The following is a 16,525-nucleotide window of genomic DNA, read 5'->3' on the forward strand; positions in this document are numbered from 1 at the left end:
GACCCCCGCTTAGGCTGAATCGATGCCGTCTAACCATGCCCCTTTTCGTGGTCGGGTGAGCCTCGAGGTGCTGCGGGCCGAGGCCCGACAGGAACTCGAGACCGTGATTCACGAGCGTCTGCTTGCGGGTGAGGACCCCTGGGCGTTCATGGAAGAGCTGCCGACCGAAGACGAACTCGTCGTCTACCTCCTTCGTGCTGATGCGATCGCCTCGAATGATGGCCAACGCCCCTCCCCGACGCGTGAATACCGGGTGCTGCGGCAGATCGCTCTCGAATATCCGCCCCTGACGACACTCGTCTGGCGCCTGCTCGGGCGGCACGGGGCGATGGCGCCGACCGACGGCATCCGCGAACCATAGGCTGGAGAACATCATGCGACTGCTGCTCATCCGTCACGGACAGACCCCCGCCAATGTGCTCGGCCAGCTCGATACGGCGCACCCCGGCCCGGGTCTCACCGCTCTCGGTGAACGTCAGGCCATCGCTGTCGCCGAGGCGCTCAGCACCCAGCTCATCGATGGTGTCTTCGCCACGACACTGGTGCGCACCCAACTCACCGCGCGTCCCTTCGCCGAGGCGACCGTGATCGACGGACTGCACGAGATCGAGGCGGGCGCTCTCGAGGGACGTTCGGACAAGGCATCCGCTCGCACGTATCTCGAGACCGCGTTCGCCTGGGGATCGGGCGAGCTGGATGTCACGATGCCGGGCGCGACGGATGGCCACGCGTTCTTCGAGCGCTTCGATCGGGGCATCGCCGCCGTGACGCACCTGGATACCGCCGCGGTGTTCAGTCACGGTGCGGCCATCCGGGTGTGGACCGCCGGACGCGCGACGAACGTGCCCCCGATCTTCGCCGGCAGCCATGAGCTCGACAACACCGGAGTGGTCGAGCTCGCCGGGTCTCCCGAGGCGGGCTGGACGCTGGTGTCGTGGGCCGGCGCGCCGATCGGTGGACCGGATCTCGTGGATGAAGCGGCGGGCGATCCGACCGGGGAGCCGGTCGGTCGCTCGTAGGCGCCGATCCGGGCGCCGGGGCGACCTACTCGACCAGCGGGGCCCGGTTTGCGGGATGATCGTCGTATGGCATTCGACTGGTTCGAACGACAGGCCTCGCGGCTGCTCAAGCAGTCCGCAGAGGGCGATACGGTCCCGACCGACGATGCGGATGCCCGCAGCATCCTCGGCATGCTCGAGAGCCTGGGGCTCGTCATGATCGAGACCGGCCAGGCCACCAATGACGTGGAGGAGACGCTGCGTGCAGTGGCGAAGGTCTACAGCCTCGACGATGCGCGAACCGTGGTGCTGCCGACCTATGTGATGTTGCAGTCGACGACTGCGGGTGGCGAGGTGCGAATCGAGTCCGCACGTCCGGGTGGCGGCCGTCTCGACCAGACCGGCGCCGTCGAGACCCTGATCGGGCGAGCGCTTCGCAAGGAGGTGACACCCGCTGAGGCGATGGCCGAGGTCGCCCGCATCCGCACCGCGACGCCCCGGTTCGGCGCGGTGGCCGCCCTGCTGGGCCACGTGATCCTCACCGTGGGATTCGGGATGGTGATCAACCCGACCATCCAGGCCATCTGGGTCTACGCGGTGCTCGGCTTCGGCGTCGGCCTGTTGGTGTTGCTCGCGCGCAGGTTTCCCGGGCTGAGTTCAACGGTGCCGGTGATCGCCGCATTCGGAGTGACCCTGGTGACCGCCCTTCTGCTCGTGCACGTGGTCGGGGATGCTCCGCTTCGCATCATCGCGCCGCCCCTCGTCTCGTTCCTGCCGGGTCTCACGCTGACGATCGCCGCGATCGAACTGACCAACAACCAGGTGATCGCCGGCGCGAGCCGTCTCGTGTTCGGCGGTGCCCAGCTTCTGCTGCTCACGTTCGGAGTCTTCGCCGCGACGACCCTGGTGGGTGGCCTGCCGACCGCCCTGCCCGAACCGCTTCTCGGGCAGTGGGCCGGACTGCTGGGAGTCGCCCTGGTGGCGGTGGGATTCACCCTCTTCATGTCGGCTCCGAAGGGAGCGCTCGTCTGGATCTTCCTGAGCCTCGCCGTCACCTACGGGGCCCAGGCGCTCGGCGCGGTCGCGTTCGGGGCGGGCTTGAGCGGTTTCGTCGGAGCGGTCGTCGTGGCCCCCTTCACCCGCCTCGCGAGCCACTTCCGCACCTCGCCACCGGCATCGGTGATGTCGCTCGCGTGTTTCTGGCTGCTGGTGCCAGGGGCGCTCGGTTTCATCGGCCTCAGTGGCGCCGCACAGGGAGGCGCGGCGAGCATCCAGACCCTCATGACCGCGGGGATCTCGGTTCTGTCCATCGCGCTGGGTGCGATCGTGGGAATCAGCCTGAGCCGGGATGCCGGACGGCTCGCGCGGCTGGCCCGACGCGGCGTCTCGCGGTTGTGATGGCCCGTGCCGCGGTGCGCCCCCGCGAAGACGGGACGGCCACCGCGCCGCGGTTCACACCTCGGGAAGCGTGAAACTCTCCACGGTGCGGGCGGCGAGCAGCGGCACGATCCGGCCGAGCACCAGTCGCTCGAAGTGCGGCGACGCGCGGTGGGACTCGAAGTCCGCAGCACTCTCGTAGCGTTCGAGCAACACGAGCTGCTGCGAATCACCGGTCTTCAGGTAGGCATCGAATGAGATGCAGCCCTCTTCTTCGCGACTGACAGCTTCGAGTTCGGAGACCAGCTCGAGCACTGACCGCTCGTTTCCGGCGGAGATCGTGTAGTGGGCGATGGTGAGGAACATGCCCCCGATTCTATTTCGGGCTCCGATGGCGCCGTCGGCTGAGTCGCACCCTCGTGAGACCATGGACGAATGCCCGACGCCGCACCGATGGTCGACATCACCGACATCCAGCGACTCGTCGGCCCCGCCTCGTTCCAGCGTGGACTGGCGTACTCGCGGGGAGGGTTCGTCTCCAGTGTGAGTTGGAACCCGGAGACCCGGGTGGTGGGCGGAACCGTGAGCGGGTCGGCGCCGCAGCCCTATCGCTGCAGCGCGATCGTGTCGGCAGCCACGGGAAAGCCGACGGGTGGTCTTTGCTCCTGCCCGGTCGGATTCGACTGCAAGCATGTGGCCGCAGTGCTGCTGCAGAGCAACACCACCACGCTCAAGCAGCTCCCCGGACTTACCGTGAAGACGGCCGCTGGGCCGGCCGAGACAGCGGCCGAGACACCGGCCGACTGGAAGAGCGCCGTCATCGCTCTCACCGATCGCAGCGGGTCGTCCGGGGGTCGGAGCGCCCGCATCGGACTGCTTCTCGAGTTGAGGGAGTTGATTCCGCGCTCGCGCAGCCAGTGGAACGGCCCCAGCGCGAAGACCGCAACCGCATCGAGCACCGGCACCCGTCGGCTGGGGGTGCGGCCGGTGCTCCTCAGCGACACGGGCAACTGGACCCGGGGCAACGTCACCTGGAATTCCCTGGGGTATCAGGCCAATCGCCTCGCACTCGCGACAGAGCAGCAGCGCTGGTTCGCCCAGTTCGCCGCACTGCACCGGTCGACCCGCGAGGTCTACACGGGGCAGGAGCCCGACTGGCTCTACCTCGATGACTTCCACAGCCCGCTGTTCTGGCAATTGCTCGCGGATGCCGAAGCACGCGACATCGCGCTGGTCACGGGCAAGAAGGAGACGAGCGTGACGATCGGGCGCGACGCCACGGTGAGCATCGATGCCCGGCTCGACGGGGATCTGAGCCTCTCACCGATCCTGAGGGTGGACGGGGAGCCGCATCCGGCCGCCGCCGCCGGTCCGATCGGCGACCACGGGGTCTACGTGTGGGAGTTCGACCCGCGGCCGAGATTCGTCCTGGCCGCGACATCCACCCCGCTCGTCGACGAGCAGCGCGCGCTGCTCGGGGCGGTCGATCCCGTCGTCGTTCCGGCCTCCGACGTGGACGAGTTCCTGCGCGACTACTACCCGAGACTGAGTCGCACGATCAGCGTGGCCAGTGCTGATGCCTCGGTCGCGCTGCCGAAGCTGAGCCCACCGGTACTCGTGCTCACGATCGCCTACCAGCCGAAACAGACGGTGAAGATCGGGTGGGACTGGGACTATTCCGGACTTCGCAAGTCGCTTCGCGGCGCCGATGACCGGGACTTCGCCACCGAGCATCGGGTGCTCGAGCGCGTCCAGCGCGTTCTCGGCACCCTCTCGGATGACACGCTGCGCGGTCTCGCCGCGGCCGAGTTCGTCGATCGGGTGCTGCCGACGCTCGGCGCGGTGGAGGGAGTGAGGATCGACTCCGTGGGGACGCGCCCCGACTATCGGGAGCTCACCGGCATCCCGAAACTGACCTTCACGACTGTCGCCACCGACACCAGCGACTGGTTCGACCTCGGCGTGTACATCCACATCGACGGTCGGGACGTGCCATTCACCAAGGTCTTCACCGCGTTGTCGAAGGGCAGCTCGAAGGTGCTGCTTGTCGACAATTCCTATCTCTCGCTCGATCAGCCGGTGTTCGAAGAGCTGAAGAGGCTCATCGACGAGGCATCGGCCATGGCCGAGTGGGAGACCGGCGTGCGGATCAGCCGGTACCAGGCCAGCCTCTGGTCGGAGTTCGAGGATCTCGCCGATGAGACCGTCGAAGCGCAGGCGTGGCGGGAGTCCGCGCAGGGTCTTCTCGCGATCGATTCGGTCGAGTCCACTCCCGTGCCGGCGAGCGTCGACGCCAGTCTCCGTCCCTACCAGAAGGAGGGTTTCGACTGGCTCGCCTTTCTCTGGCGGCAGCGGCTCGGTGGCATCCTCGCTGACGACATGGGTCTCGGAAAGACCCTTCAGGCGCTCTCGCTCATCGCCCACGCCCGGGCGGAAGCGCCGGGTGAGCCGTTCCTGGTGGTCGCCCCCACGTCTGTCGTGTCGAACTGGCTGGCGGAGGCCGCCCGTTTCGTTCCCTCGCTGGCCGTTCGCGGCGTCTCCACCACCCGGCAGTCGCTGGCCAAGCTGGCGGACGGCGCCGACATCATCGTGACCTCCTATGCGCTGTTCCGTCTCGGCCTCGACAACTACCGGGCACTCGGATGGTCGGGCCTGGTGCTCGACGAAGCCCAGTTCGTGAAGAACCCGGCATCGAAGGCGCACGAGGCCGCCGTCTCCCTTCAGGTGCCCTTCAAACTCGCCATCACGGGCACTCCGATGGAGAACAGCCTCACCGACCTCTGGTCGCTGTTTCACATCGTTGCGCCCGGACTGTTCCCCTCCGGTCGCAAGTTCGCCGAGGAGTACGTGCGGCCTATCGCCTCCGGTGAGTCCACCGAACACGCCGCCCAACGGATCGCCCAGCTTCGCCGTCGCATCCGTCCGCTGATGATGCGTCGCACAAAGGAGCTTGTCGCCGCCGAATTGCCCGCGAAACAGGAACAGGTGCTCCAGGTCGAGTTGGCGCCCCGCCATCGCAAGCTCTACGACACCGTGCTGCAGAAAGAACGCCAGAAGCTGCTCGGCCTGATCGAGGACCTCGATCGCAACCGCTTCATCGTGTTCCGCTCACTCACACTGCTGCGGATGCTGAGCCTCGACGCGTCCCTCGTGGACGAGGCGCACGCCGACATCCCCTCCTCGAAACTCGACGCGCTGTTCGATCAGCTGGACGATGTGGTGGCGGAGGGGCACCGCGCCCTCATCTTCAGCCAGTTCACGTCATTCCTCCGAAAAGCGGCGAGCCGGCTGGATGCCGCGGGCATCGCCCACGAATATCTGGACGGAACCACCCTGCACCGCGGGGACGTGATCTCGCGCTTCAAGTCGGGTGACGCGCCGGTGTTCCTCATCAGCCTCAAGGCCGGCGGGTTCGGACTCAATCTCACCGAGGCCGACTACGTGTTCCTGCTCGACCCGTGGTGGAATCCCGCCACCGAGACCCAGGCCGTCGACCGCACCCACCGCATCGGCCAGACCCGACCGGTGAACGTCTACCGGCTGGTGGCCACCGGCACGATCGAGGAGAAGGTGATGGCCCTGCGGGACCGCAAGGCACGACTCTTCGACGCGGTGATGGATGACGACGCGGTCTTCAGCACCGCGCTCACCGCCGACGACATCCGCGGCCTGCTCGAATAGACCGGCCTCAGGCCGGGGCCAGGAACGCCGTCATCGCCGACGCGAGTGCCGCGGGATCCTCGACCCCGCACAGTTCCCGGGCGGAGTGCATGGAGAGGAGCGCGATGCCGACGTCGAAGGTGCGGATGCCGAGTCTCGTCGCGGTGATCGGTCCGATCGTCGATCCGCAGGGCACGGAATTGTTCGACACGAACTCCTGGTAGTCGACACCGGCCTGGCGGCAACTGCGCGCCCACTCCGCGGCACCCAGCGCGTCGGTGGCGTAGCGCTTGTTCGCGTTGATCTTGAGCAGTGGTCCGCTGTTCACGAGGGGCCGGTTCACCGGGTCATGACGTTCCGGATAGTTCGGGTGCACCGCATGGCCGGCATCCGCTGACAGGCACCACGATTGCGCGTGCGCGCGTGCGCGATCCGAAGGGGTGGCATTGCCGATTCTGGCCAGCACGCTCTCGAGGAACGGTCCCGCGGCGCCCGATCGGGTTTCGCTCCCCACTTCCTCGTGGTCGAATGCCGCGAAGACCGCGATCGAAGGGGCCGTTGCGGCTCGAGCCGGCTCCCCCGCGACAGCCAGGAGTGCCACCAGTCCGGCGTGAACGGAGGAGAGGTTGTCCAGTCGGCCGGAAGCGAACAGTGTGCCGTCGAGCCCGAAGACGCGGGGTGCCGCGGTATCGGCGGTCACGATGTCGTAGCCGACAACGTGCCTGCCGGCGCGGCCGGCGAGGCCGGCGAGGTGGGCGACGATATCCGTGTCCGCTAGCGCGCCCACTCCGATCACGGGGTTGAGGTGTTGCTGCGGATTGAGGGTGAGTCCTTCGCTGTTGACCCCGCGATCGAGGTGAACCGCCAGTTGCGGGAACCGGAGGAACGGCCCGGTGCGCACCAGTTCGGTGGTGCCGTCGTCGAACACGAGCCGTCCGGCGAATTCGAGCTCCCGATCGAGCCAGGAGTTGTAGAGCGGGCCGCCATAGACCTCGACTCCCGGCTGCAGCCAGCCGTGCGCCGCCGTGGTGGGCTTGGGCTTGAGAACGAAACCCGGAGAGTCGGTATGGGCGCCGACGATGCGGTACGGACTGGTCGGCCCGGCGCCGTCCGGCGTGATCCAGGCCACGATGGCCCCGTCCCGCACCACGAAATATCGGCCAGCGGCAACCGGCCAGTCCTCGGATTCCTCCAGCGCCGTGAAACCGGCGGAGGACAACCGGCGGGCGGCCTCTGCGACGGCGTGGAATGACGAGGGGGACGCCTGCACGAAGGCGGCGAGGTCGGCGAGGTGGGTGAGGGCTGAATCGGCGGTGGAACGACCCGCCGGCGTGGGGGCAACGGGCGAGGCGGTCATCTGCTCATTCAAGCACGCGCGCCCCGTCGCAACCCCGCACGCCGGTGCGTGCAGCCCGCTACCCTCGAACAGTGACCTACGAATATGCCGAAGCCCCGATCGATGCCCTGTCCGCCGAACGTCTCGCCGCTCAGGGCCTCGACTTCTCGCTCGTCGACACCGCCGACCGTGAGGCGCTCACCACCTGGGTTCAGGCGGAGAACCGCGGTTTTCACGGCACGCGCATGTCGCAGGAGAAGCTCGACGTTCAGCTCCCCCACATCGCGCACCATCGCACCACCGGGGTCTGGGATCCCGATGCAGCGGATCCCGCGTCGCCGGTCGCCACCGTGAGCACCTGGGTGATGGACCTCACCGTGCCGGGCGAAACGAGCATCCCCGCCTGGGCCGTGAGCGCCGTCACCGTCTCGCCAACGCATCGTCGTCGGGGAATCGCGCGCGCCATGCTCGAAGCCGAACTGCGCACGGCCGTTTCCCTCGATGTGCCCGTGGCGATCCTCACCGTGACCGAGGCCACGATCTACCGCCGCTACGGATTCGGACCCTCGGTCATGAGCGCCGACTGGACCATCGACACGACACGCGCGCGGTGGATCGGGCCGGAGACATCCGGCTCCCTCGGCTTCGTCGAGCCGGAGACGCTGCTGCGCGACGGCTACGAACTGGTGCAACGGGTGCGGCTGCGCACCCCGGGCCAGGTCGAGTTCGCCGACATCCTGTGGGAACGGCTTCTCGGCATCGACGGTGATCCCGAATCGGCGAGGGGCCTCCGCGTCGTGCGATTCGACGATGACGAGGGCGAGCTGCAGGGTTTCGCCGCGTACCGGGTGGTCGAAGCGGGCGACGACTTCACCAAGCACCGGCTCGACCTCGCCTTCCTCGTGTCCGCCACCGATGAGGCCTACGCCGGGCTCTGGCGGTTCCTGCTCGAGATGGATCTCGTCTCCTCGATCTCTGCGCCGTTGCGCACCTTCGACGAACCACTCCTCTGGCAGGTCTCCGATCCCCGTGCCGTGAAGCGCAACGGGGTGCGCGAACACCTGTGGACGCGCGTCCTGGATGTGCCGGTCGCGCTCTCGGCCCGGCGTTACAGCGCCGCCGGTGTCTTCGTGCTCGATGTCAGTGATGATCTCGGCTTCGCCGACGGACTGTTCCTTCTCACCGTCGCGGCCGACGGCAGCGCGACCGTCGAGCACCTCGACACCGAGGCTCCGGATGACGCCGCCGCCATCGCGCTCACGGTCGACGACCTCGGGGCTCTGTACCTCGGCGGTGTTTCCGCCGTCACCCTGGCCCGGGCCGGGCGGATCACCGAACTGCGACCGGGCTCGGCCGCATCCCTCGATGCCTCGTTCCGATCGCCGGTCACGCCGTGGCTCAGCATCTGGTTCTGAGCGCCGGGGAATCCCTGACGGTCTAGGCCGGAGCAGCACCAGCGGCTGGACCCAGCTCGGCGAGGTCCACAGAGGGCAGCACGATCCAGCCCTCCCGACCGGCGCGCTCGATGGACTCGGGCGGCGGCCGGTGCCAGCGCCCGAGGGCGTGGGCGCGGGCGGCGAGGGCCGCGATGACCGCGTCGAAGACATCATCGGAGGCGGTCATGACAGCGGCCACCGGCGCGAGATCGAGCCACGGCGCGCGTTCGACGATCGCATCGAGCAATACCGTGCGCACGGCGGCATCCGTCTTGTAGCCGACGGTGGAAAAACCCCACAGTCGCAGCGTGGCCGAAGGGTAGACCTCGGCCGCGACGCCTCCCGCCGCCCGGTCGATGGGGCCAAGCACCCCGGCCAGGGCGTCGAGCAGCGCGGCACAGTGCATGGCGGTGAGCCCGAGACGGTCGGTGGCGACGCTCAGCGGCCAGCGCCCGGTGCGCTCGCGAGCAGCGCGATCGGTCTCGCGATAGGCGAGCCGTCGTCGCCACTCCATGCCCGATCCGGAACTCTCCGCGGCGAAGCGCTGGAGGGGCTCGCCCGCGGAGTGCCGGGTGATGAACGAGACGAAGTCGTCGGGCCAGCCGAAGGCGCAATCGATGCCGAGGGATGCCACGGTCGGTGCGATCTCCACGATCCGGTCGTCACCGACTCCGAGTTCGAGTTCGACGACGCGGGCGGAGTCCTCCGACCAGTCGATGACGGCGAGCGCGGTTCCCCGCGGCTCGGCGGCAAGGTCGACGCCGGCGGTCAGCACGGTGCCCCGCTCAGTCCCCGATTGTGCCGGCGCGTGGGGCTCAGGCCTCTGGCTTCTGGAACCAGGGCGGGTAGACCGAGACCTTCGGGCTGTACTCCGACGATTTGAGGATCGCGCGCACCTCTTCCCGCGCGCGATCGTTGGCGACCCCGACCAGCGTCACCAGTTCGAAGGGCAAGCTGTCCTTGACCAGGAGCTCGGCCTCCACGATGGTCTCGGCGTTGTCGTCGGCGCGCAGGCGCCGCAGCATCCGTTCGCTCGACTCGGTGGAGGCGGCGAAGCGGGTGAGCACGTGGGCGGCGTCGCCGTCGGTCACGACTATGGCGCCGTCGTCCGTGTGCTCCGTCGCATGCTTCACCGTGCTCACGAGCAGCACGAAGTCGGCGGCAACCGCTCCCCGCGCTTCCGGAGAGAGGCGTGGGTCGACGGAGTCCGAGCGGATGTCCTCCCACATCGTGGAGTTCGGCACGAGGAAGAATGGCACGAATTCGGCCACATTCGCACTGCCGAGGCCGGACACGGCTGTCGCGCGTCGCGATTCCCGGGTCTCGGGCGAAGAGAGGTCCACCTCAGGGCGCCCGGTGAAGGTCTCGTTGCTATCGGCGAGGATCGCCCCCGACGAGAGGATGCCGGCGAGATTGCGAATGTGGGTGAGGTGATAGATGCGCTGGTCACTCACGCTTTCGACAGTCTTCGAGGCTGCCGATGCTGCTCGACGCGTCACCGCTGCCTTGGCCCGCGCGTTGCGCTGGCCTGCCGCTGTGACCACTTCGAGCACGGGAACGGCCTTGGGGAAGCACTGGTCGCACAGGCCCGCTTCGAGTCCGTGAATACATTCGGCCACAGCAGAACCTCTCATTTGCGCGAAGTCCGTGGTTGGCGCACTCCAGAGACAACGTTACGCAGGTTTGGTGCCGGTGGTGCACCACTGCTAGCAAGTCGAGCCTTCGGCTATGTTTCGTCGCGTTACGCAGCGGGATGACATCCCTTCCCCCGGAACCTACTCTCGGGGGAAAGAAGCGAAGAATCCGAATCCCCGGGCAGGAGGCCAGCATGTCGAGTACCACACCACCGGTGACCGCGACCATGCTGTGCACTCACGCCCCCGGCACAGCCTGCACGTCGGCGGTCGCGGGCCACGCCGTTTCCGCGATCCGTGACCGGGTCACCGCCGCGACACCGAGCAAGTGGCGCGACGGACTCGTCGTGCACGTGTCATCCATCGGCGCGATCGGTGGAAGCTGGCTCGCCGTGGCACTCCTCGACCAGCCCGACGCCGTGTGGGTCTGGAATCATGACGACCTGAGCTCGGTCGTCTCGATCGGCGAGCCGGTCGCTCTCCACGAGCTGTACGACACGCTCGCCGTCGGCTCGACCCGGGTGAGCGTGCTGCGCGCACCGCGCTGACTCAGCACACATCCGCGGAGACTGCGCTGTGTCGCCCGATTTCTAGGCTGCGAGCATCGAGTCCATCATCTTCTGGCAGGCCATCGCGCACTGGCGGCAGACCTCGGCGCACATCGCGCAGTCGGCGCTCATCCCGGCCATCGCCTCGCACTCGTCGGCGCAGCTCATGCCGGCCACCACCATGGCCTGAAGCATCGCCATCATCGCCGGCCCGTTCATGCCGTTCGGGCGGAGCATCATGCGCATCATGGTGTTCGCCATATCGGCAGAGTTCTGGCACATGGCCGCACACATCGCCATCTCCGCTGACATGGCCATCGAGCCGGCGCACATCGTGCAAGCCTGCTCGCAGGCCGAGCAGGCTTCGATGCATTCCTGCATCGCCCCCATGTCCATGCCCTGCATGGCGTCGGAGTGCATTTCCATCATCTGCATCGCGGTGTTCGACATCGTTTTCAGTCCACCCTGGGCTGACTCGCGTCGGAGGGTCCGGCGGTGCTGAGTAACGGCCCGATCGGCTCCAACCTACGCCTCGGGGATGCCGTTGTCTGTCCCTCCCGGCGCTGTGACTTCCCCGGGTCAGACGTCAGGACAGCCGGCCCAGGCACCCCAGCTTCGAGGGTCGTAGGCTCGAGGTATGCCCACTCGCGCCGAATTCACGCCCCCCGCAGGTTCCGTCCTGATGTTCTCCACCACGTGGTGCGGCTACTGCCGCAACCTCAAGGGCCAGCTCGAGCGCGCGGGCGTGCCCTACACCGAGGTGAACATCGAAGAGGTGGACGGAACGGCCGAGCTCGTCGCCGAGGTGAACGGTGGCAACCAGACCGTGCCAACCCTCGTCTTCCCCGACGGATCGACCGCCACGAATCCCTCGCTCGCGACAGTGCAGGCTCGCCTGATGGATGCGGCTTCCGCGGGTCGATGAGCTTTCTCTCCGACGAGTCCCGGCGTTCCCTCGATTCGCTGGAGACCGCGACTGAGCCCCTCGATCGTCTTCGGGCGGTGCGGCAGGCATCTCTCGCGCTCGAGCGGGATCCCGCTCAGCTGCGGGCGGTGCGGGACTCCCTCGACTCCGGCGAGGGCTGGGACCGGGTAGCGGATGCCGCGGGCCTCGGAGTCGCAGCCGCCAAGTGGGGCTGGCAGGGATCTGACGAACAGATCGCCGAGCGACTGGCCGCCGGGCGCAAACGCTCCGCGCGCCCGAGCAGCGTGCCGACGGGACTTCCCGGAGAGTCCGTCGCCGACGCCGCACGCATCCTCGGGGTGACGGCGCAGGCGGTGTACCTGCGCATCAGCCGGGGAACCCTCATTGCGACGACCGTGACCCTCGACGACGGACGGTCCTACAAGCGGGTGCTGTTGTGATGCCCGAACTCTCGACCATCCTTCTCACCGGCTTCGAGGCCTTCGACGGCGCTGCATCGAACAGCTCCGGGGACGCGGTCGCACTCGTCGCGTCCCGGTGGAGCTCGCCGATCCGGCTCGTCACCGCGGTGCTGCCGGTCGTCTTCGACGCCGCTCCGCAGCTGCTCGGGAGTCTCATCGCTCAGCACCATCCCGAGTTGGTCATAGCCACCGGCCTCGCCAACGGGCGCCCCGCCATCACCCCCGAGCGACTCGCAATCAACCTGGCCGATGCACGGATTCCCGACAATGCCGGCGCTCAGCCGCTCGATGAACCGGTCGATGAGGCCGGGCCCGCCGCGTACTTCAGCGGATTGCCGGTCAAGGCGATAGTCGCGCGGCTGGCTGCCGAAGGGATTCCGTCCACCCTCTCGCAGACGGCGGGAACCTTCGTCTGCAACGCCGTGATGTACAGCCTGATGCGCACCGTCGCGGGCACCGACGTCCGCGCCGGTTTCATCCACGTGCCGTGCTCGCCCGAGCTCGCGGTGGGAACTGCGCATCCGAGTGTTCAGCTCGAGAGCATCGCGCGGGCACTGGAACTGGCGATCGAGGTCTGCTTAGAACCGGAATCCCTCGAACGGATCAGGGGCGGCGCGGAGCACTGATCGGGAATGCCGGGTGGTCGGAGGACGACACGGTGCGCAGGTTTGCGCCGAACTCGAAGGTGGCCTTCACGAAGTGACCGGCCAGGGCGTCCTGCACCCAGTACCGGGCGTCATCCCACATGCGCCCGGTCGGGATCTCGGCCACCGGAAACCACTCGGGCACCAGCTCGTCGGACTCCCGGGCATCGCCGCGCCACTCCCGGCCGACGAACACCCACGAGCGTTGGCTCCAGGCCGGCTTGAACGGGAACGGGTAGGTCAGCTCGCCGACGAGTTCGACTCGGCCGAGTTCGATCGACGTCTCCTCCGCGACCTCTCGCCTGATCGCCTGCTCGGGAGTCTCCCCCGGTTCGATCTTTCCGCCGGGCCCGACGAGATTGCCCTCACCCAGCCCGAACTTCTTGCGGCCGAGCAGCACTTCCTCACCCCGCGCTCCCTGCCGAAGCAGATAGCAGACGCAGACCTCAGGCAATGGCATCCGGCAAGCATAAGGGCCGCGGATAGCCTGTTCGAGGGCACGGGAGAGCGGGGATGCGCGGCCGAGACTGCGGGCGGCACCGGACCGAACGCGTGGTTCGTGCGCGGAGCGGCGAGCCATTATGGTGAAACCGTGACGAAGATGTCTGTTGTCGATTCCCCGGTGCGCACCGATGCTGCTGCCCTGCGCCGAATATTCGGGTTCCTGCGCATCGCCGTCGGGCTGCTCGTGCTCGCCGCGCTCGTCACCCAGGTGACCGCGGACCTGCTCCACGACTCGTTCAAACCCGGGGAGTACTTCAGTTACTTCACCATCGAGTCCAGCATGATGAATGTCGTGGTGCTGCTGGTCGGTGGCAGTGTCGCCCTTCGTGTTCCGCGGGACACCGAGCTGTTCACCAGCGTGCGGGTCGCCATCCTCTCCTACGCGGTGATCACCGGGCTGGTCTACAACGTGCTGCTACGCAACATCCCGGGCGATGGCAGCTACGAACCGCCGCGCTGGTGCAACGAGGTCATGCACGTCTGGGTGCCCATCTTCATCCTGCTCGACTGGTTGCTGGCTCCGGGGCGCGCCCGGGTACCGTGGAAGCGACTCTGGCTCGTCATCTCTTATCCGCTCGCCTGGCTGGCTTTCACCATGATCCGCGGCGCGATCACCGGCTGGTATCCCTACCCCTTCCTCGAGCCGACAGGTCCCGGTGGCATCCCGAGCCTTCTCGTCTACGTCATCGGGATCGCCGCGTTCATCGTGGCGGTGGCGTCGGCCGCCATCGGTTTTGCGCGCCTCACGGCGAGGGCTGACCGCGCCGCGCCCTGAGGCGCACGTCGGTCGCCCCCCGGTGTTCCGAGTACAGTGGCGCTGAGATGTCGTTCAGCCGCCGCAGTTTCCTCCTCGGTGCAGGGTCAGGACTCTCCCTGCTCGTGGTGACCGCGTGCGTCGAAGAATCCCCTCGTCCGACGACGTCCCCGACGCCTTCCCCCACTCCGTCCTCCCCGGTGCCTCGGCCCTCCGGCATCGAACGGAGTGCGTGGTCGACGGATCCCTTCGCGCGCGGCTCTCAGAGTTTCCTCTCGCCCGGTGCGACCCCGCAGCATCGGGATGATTTATCCCAGCCGGTCGGCGGACGGGTCTTCTTCGCCGGGGAGGCCACCTCTGCCGACCGTGCCGGAACGGTGCTCGGGGCCCAGCAGTCCGGGGCGAGAGTCGCCTCCGAGTTACTGGGGATCGTGTCAGCCGGCGAGAAGGTGGCGGTCATCGGCGCCGGCGCCGCCGGCACCGAAGCCGCTCGTGCGCTCGTGCGACGCGGCGTCGACGTCATCGTGCTGGAAGCGCGGGATCGTGTCGGCGGGCGCATCGACACCCGCACGCCGAAGTCCTGGCCGCTCAGTGTCGAGCTCGGTGCGTGGCGGCTCGGCGAAGTGGCCGACCAGTCGCTGCTCTCGCGTCTCGCCGCGCTCGGCATCGAGTCGAACCCGCTCACCGGTCTTCGTGCCCAGGGAGTGGATGGACACACCGCGGACAACACGGTCGGGGGCCCGGCACTCGTCACCGCTCAGACCTGGGCCGAAGCCCAGCTCGTCGACCCGAGTCTCACCGCGGCGCTCGATGGTTCGGGGGCAGTGGCGACAGCGGCCGGCACCACCGTGGAGGGACTCGCCGGAAGTGATCTGCTCGACACCGCGCTGGCGACTCTCGCCGGGGTGACGGGAGCGAGCGCCTCGGAACTCTCCACCTGGTACGGCCTCGCGGACCTACCGCCCCGCGACAGGATCGTCACCGGCGGGTACTCGGGGCTCATCACCGATGCTCTCGACGGTGTCCGGGTGTCCCTGTCCACAGCGGTGCTCGGCGTCTCCTACAGCGATTCGTCGGTGAGTCTCAAACTCGGTACGGGCGAATCCCTCACGGTGGACCGCGTCATCGTCACGGTGCCGCTCGGAGTGCTCAAGAAGAATGCTGTGGCCTTCGACCCCCTGCTGCCATTCCCCCACCGATCCGCCATCGCCGCCCTCGGGATGGGCGCGGTGGAGACCGTCTGGTTGAGATTCGACAAGCCGTTCTGGTCGACGGATGCGGCGGTCTGGAGCCTCGTCGGCACCGAGAGCGACATCACGGACTGGGTCAACCTCCAGGCGATCACCGGCGAACCCGTCCTGGTGGGAATAGTCGGAGGCAAGGCGGCTCGACGCGTGGTGAAACTCAGCGACGACGACCTTCTGGAATCCGTTCTGGCGTCCCTCGCTCCGTTCGCGGAGGCGTGAGCGCCGCGCGCGCCTCCCAGCGTGCCGTCCAGCGCTCACCGAGCGGCATGGTGCGACTCACCGCCACAAGCGCGGTCGAGATGCCCCCGAACAGCAGTACGGCGATCGAGCCGAAGTAGAAGAACTGTGCGACGTTGGCCAGCTGGGCCGGGTCGAGGAAGAAATAGGGGTACCAGCCCACGATGGGTCCTCGCGCGAGCGTGACCAGCCCCCAGCCCAGCATGAAGACGAGCACGATGGCGATGCTGCGCCACGGGGCGATGCCGCGCCCCGGGCCGATGATCCAGTCCAGAACGGCCACTGCCGGCAGCACGAAATGCAACACCACGTCGGACCAGGGCACGTCGATGCGGAAACCTCGCTCCCCCGACTGCTCGATGATCAGCGCGAAGATGATGCCGCACGACACCGTGCAGCTGAGCACGGTTGCCCGCGCCAGGTCCAGCCAGGGCGCATCATCCTGCCCCCGAAGCGAGACGACGGCGGCGATGATCGTCACGACCAGGAAAAGCATGCTGCTCTGGATGGTGAGGTAGGCGAAGAAGTTGCCTGGAGTGAAGGTCGCCGACCCGAGTCCCCAGAGGAAGCGGGAAACGAGGGCCACCAGGCAGACCGCCGCCATGAGCAGCCGGAGGGCGCCGAATGTCGCCCGTAGCTTCACCGTGCTGTCCACCTCCGCCGCGGTCCCAGGGAAAACTGGACTCGACCGCACCCTGCAGTCTACGAAGTCTCAGCACGTCGACCCGTCCGCCCCGCACGCCGAGAGCGACTCCGGAATCGGG

18 protein-coding genes are annotated in these 16,525 nt (G+C 67.8%); 11 read left to right on the plus strand and 7 right to left on the minus strand.

What is annotated here, in order from left to right:
• Positions 1–22 precede the first annotated feature (22 nt).
• The 3 genes from VLI63_RS00370 to VLI63_RS00380 all read left to right on the plus strand — a co-directional run bounded on the left by VLI63_RS00370 (position 23) and on the right by VLI63_RS00380 (position 2,396).
• Entirely contained in the window at positions 23–361 is a 339-nt protein-coding gene (locus VLI63_RS00370) for a tryptophan synthase subunit alpha (RefSeq protein WP_409154939.1), read from the plus strand.
• Positions 362–374: 13 nt separating this feature from the next.
• Positions 375–1,019, plus strand: a complete 645-nt coding sequence (locus tag VLI63_RS00375; RefSeq protein WP_409154940.1) for a histidine phosphatase family protein — start codon at positions 375–377, stop codon at positions 1,017–1,019.
• A 66-nt stretch (positions 1,020–1,085) separates the two neighbouring features.
• The gene (locus VLI63_RS00380; protein WP_409154941.1) at positions 1,086–2,396 is read left to right on the plus strand and encodes a threonine/serine exporter ThrE family protein; all 1,311 of its coding nucleotides are present in this window, start codon (positions 1,086–1,088) and stop codon (positions 2,394–2,396) included.
• A 54-nt stretch (positions 2,397–2,450) separates the two neighbouring features.
• Here VLI63_RS00380 and VLI63_RS00385 read toward each other — a convergent pair whose 3' ends face one another.
• The gene (locus VLI63_RS00385; protein ID WP_409154942.1) at positions 2,451–2,741 is read right to left on the minus strand and encodes a putative quinol monooxygenase; all 291 of its coding nucleotides are present in this window, start codon (positions 2,739–2,741) and stop codon (positions 2,451–2,453) included.
• A 69-nt stretch (positions 2,742–2,810) separates the two neighbouring features.
• Between VLI63_RS00385 and VLI63_RS00390 the strand changes: the two genes are divergently transcribed.
• Positions 2,811–6,056, plus strand: a complete 3,246-nt coding sequence (locus tag VLI63_RS00390) for an SNF2-related protein (RefSeq protein ID WP_409154943.1) — start codon at positions 2,811–2,813, stop codon at positions 6,054–6,056.
• A 7-nt stretch (positions 6,057–6,063) separates the two neighbouring features.
• On the opposite strand, the gene VLI63_RS00395 is transcribed toward VLI63_RS00390, so the two are convergent.
• Positions 6,064–7,392 carry a M18 family aminopeptidase gene (locus VLI63_RS00395; protein WP_409154944.1) on the minus strand — a complete coding sequence of 443 codons (1,329 nt, stop codon included), beginning with the start codon at positions 7,390–7,392 and terminating at the stop codon, positions 6,064–6,066.
• A 71-nt stretch (positions 7,393–7,463) separates the two neighbouring features.
• Between VLI63_RS00395 and VLI63_RS00400 the strand changes: the two genes are divergently transcribed.
• Positions 7,464–8,786, plus strand: coding sequence for a GNAT family N-acetyltransferase (locus tag VLI63_RS00400; RefSeq protein WP_409154945.1), 1,323 nt, complete (start codon positions 7,464–7,466; stop codon positions 8,784–8,786).
• Between the two features lie 22 nt (positions 8,787–8,808).
• Here VLI63_RS00400 and VLI63_RS00405 read toward each other — a convergent pair whose 3' ends face one another.
• Together VLI63_RS00405 and VLI63_RS00410 are read right to left on the minus strand one after the other, a co-directional pair.
• Entirely contained in the window at positions 8,809–9,582 is a 774-nt protein-coding gene (locus VLI63_RS00405; RefSeq protein WP_409154946.1) for a DUF429 domain-containing protein, read from the minus strand.
• A gap of 40 nt (positions 9,583–9,622) precedes the next feature.
• Positions 9,623–10,426 (minus strand): DUF4433 domain-containing protein, encoded by an 804-nt coding sequence (locus VLI63_RS00410; RefSeq protein WP_409154947.1) that lies wholly within the window; start codon positions 10,424–10,426, stop codon positions 9,623–9,625.
• Between the two features lie 209 nt (positions 10,427–10,635).
• On the opposite strand from VLI63_RS00410, the gene VLI63_RS00415 reads away from it, so the two are divergent.
• On the plus strand, positions 10,636–10,989 hold the full coding sequence (locus VLI63_RS00415; RefSeq protein WP_409154948.1) for a hypothetical protein: 354 nt from the start codon (positions 10,636–10,638) through the stop codon (positions 10,987–10,989).
• A 42-nt stretch (positions 10,990–11,031) separates the two neighbouring features.
• Here the strand turns inward: VLI63_RS00415 and VLI63_RS00420 are convergent, their stop codons facing one another.
• On the minus strand, positions 11,032–11,439 hold the full coding sequence (locus tag VLI63_RS00420) for a hypothetical protein (RefSeq protein WP_409154949.1): 408 nt from the start codon (positions 11,437–11,439) through the stop codon (positions 11,032–11,034).
• A 187-nt stretch (positions 11,440–11,626) separates the two neighbouring features.
• Between VLI63_RS00420 and VLI63_RS00425 the strand changes: the two genes are divergently transcribed.
• Genes VLI63_RS00425 through pcp form a run of 3 tightly spaced genes read left to right on the plus strand, consistent with a single transcriptional unit; the run spans position 11,627 to position 13,001 of the window.
• Positions 11,627–11,914 carry a mycoredoxin gene (locus tag VLI63_RS00425; protein ID WP_409154950.1) on the plus strand — a complete coding sequence of 96 codons (288 nt, stop codon included), beginning with the start codon at positions 11,627–11,629 and terminating at the stop codon, positions 11,912–11,914.
• Entirely contained in the window at positions 11,911–12,354 is a 444-nt protein-coding gene (locus VLI63_RS00430; RefSeq protein WP_409154951.1) for a hypothetical protein, read from the plus strand. Before VLI63_RS00425 ends, VLI63_RS00430 begins: the two co-directional genes overlap by 4 nt.
• Positions 12,354–13,001 (plus strand): pyroglutamyl-peptidase I, encoded by a 648-nt coding sequence (gene pcp / locus VLI63_RS00435; protein ID WP_409154952.1) that lies wholly within the window; start codon positions 12,354–12,356, stop codon positions 12,999–13,001. Before VLI63_RS00430 ends, pcp begins: the two co-directional genes overlap by 1 nt.
• On the opposite strand, the gene VLI63_RS00440 is transcribed toward pcp, so the two are convergent.
• Complete coding sequence (locus VLI63_RS00440; RefSeq protein ID WP_409154953.1) at positions 12,979–13,479, minus strand: 8-oxo-dGTP diphosphatase; 501 nt, start codon at positions 13,477–13,479, stop codon at positions 12,979–12,981. The two genes, pcp and VLI63_RS00440, sit on opposite strands and share 23 nt — an antisense overlap.
• Before the next feature lie 141 nt (positions 13,480–13,620).
• On the opposite strand from VLI63_RS00440, the gene VLI63_RS00445 reads away from it, so the two are divergent.
• Together VLI63_RS00445 and VLI63_RS00450 are read left to right on the plus strand one after the other, a co-directional pair.
• The gene (locus VLI63_RS00445; protein ID WP_409155750.1) at positions 13,621–14,298 is read left to right on the plus strand and encodes a Pr6Pr family membrane protein; all 678 of its coding nucleotides are present in this window, start codon (positions 13,621–13,623) and stop codon (positions 14,296–14,298) included.
• 47 nt (positions 14,299–14,345) lie between these two features.
• Entirely contained in the window at positions 14,346–15,743 is a 1,398-nt protein-coding gene (locus VLI63_RS00450) for an FAD-dependent oxidoreductase (protein WP_409154954.1), read from the plus strand.
• Here VLI63_RS00450 and VLI63_RS00455 read toward each other — a convergent pair.
• The gene (locus VLI63_RS00455; protein ID WP_409154955.1) at positions 15,682–16,404 is read right to left on the minus strand and encodes a Pr6Pr family membrane protein; all 723 of its coding nucleotides are present in this window, start codon (positions 16,402–16,404) and stop codon (positions 15,682–15,684) included. The two genes, VLI63_RS00450 and VLI63_RS00455, sit on opposite strands and share 62 nt — an antisense overlap.
• Between the last annotated feature and the right edge of the window lie 121 nt (positions 16,405–16,525).

Source organism: Lacisediminihabitans sp. H27-G8 (assembly GCF_046156175.1).
In the GTDB taxonomy this organism is placed as follows: domain Bacteria; phylum Actinomycetota; class Actinomycetes; order Actinomycetales; family Microbacteriaceae; genus Lacisediminihabitans.

What these genes read in the sequence shown, in the direction of transcription:
- VLI63_RS00425 (WP_409154950.1), top strand. Translation starts at nt 11,627, where the DNA reads ATGCCCACTCGCGCCGAATTCACGCCCCCCGCAGGTTCCGTCCTGATG.
- VLI63_RS00385 (WP_409154942.1), bottom strand. Translation starts at nt 2,741, where the DNA reads ATGTTCCTCACCATCGCCCACTACACGATCTCCGCCGGAAACGAGCGG.
- pcp (WP_409154952.1), top strand. Translation starts at nt 12,354, where the DNA reads ATGCCCGAACTCTCGACCATCCTTCTCACCGGCTTCGAGGCCTTCGAC.
- VLI63_RS00430 (WP_409154951.1), top strand. Translation starts at nt 11,911, where the DNA reads ATGAGCTTTCTCTCCGACGAGTCCCGGCGTTCCCTCGATTCGCTGGAG.
- VLI63_RS00420 (WP_409154949.1), bottom strand. Translation starts at nt 11,439, where the DNA reads ATGTCGAACACCGCGATGCAGATGATGGAAATGCACTCCGACGCCATG.
- VLI63_RS00415 (WP_409154948.1), top strand. Translation starts at nt 10,636, where the DNA reads ATGTCGAGTACCACACCACCGGTGACCGCGACCATGCTGTGCACTCAC.
- VLI63_RS00440 (WP_409154953.1), bottom strand. Translation starts at nt 13,479, where the DNA reads ATGCCATTGCCTGAGGTCTGCGTCTGCTATCTGCTTCGGCAGGGAGCG.
- VLI63_RS00380 (WP_409154941.1), top strand. Translation starts at nt 1,086, where the DNA reads ATGGCATTCGACTGGTTCGAACGACAGGCCTCGCGGCTGCTCAAGCAG.
- VLI63_RS00370 (WP_409154939.1), top strand. Translation starts at nt 23, where the DNA reads ATGCCGTCTAACCATGCCCCTTTTCGTGGTCGGGTGAGCCTCGAGGTG.
- VLI63_RS00390 (WP_409154943.1), top strand. Translation starts at nt 2,811, where the DNA reads ATGCCCGACGCCGCACCGATGGTCGACATCACCGACATCCAGCGACTC.
- VLI63_RS00450 (WP_409154954.1), top strand. Translation starts at nt 14,346, where the DNA reads ATGTCGTTCAGCCGCCGCAGTTTCCTCCTCGGTGCAGGGTCAGGACTC.
- VLI63_RS00395 (WP_409154944.1), bottom strand. Translation starts at nt 7,392, where the DNA reads ATGACCGCCTCGCCCGTTGCCCCCACGCCGGCGGGTCGTTCCACCGCC.
- VLI63_RS00375 (WP_409154940.1), top strand. Translation starts at nt 375, where the DNA reads ATGCGACTGCTGCTCATCCGTCACGGACAGACCCCCGCCAATGTGCTC.
- VLI63_RS00445 (WP_409155750.1), top strand. Translation starts at nt 13,621, where the DNA reads ATGTCTGTTGTCGATTCCCCGGTGCGCACCGATGCTGCTGCCCTGCGC.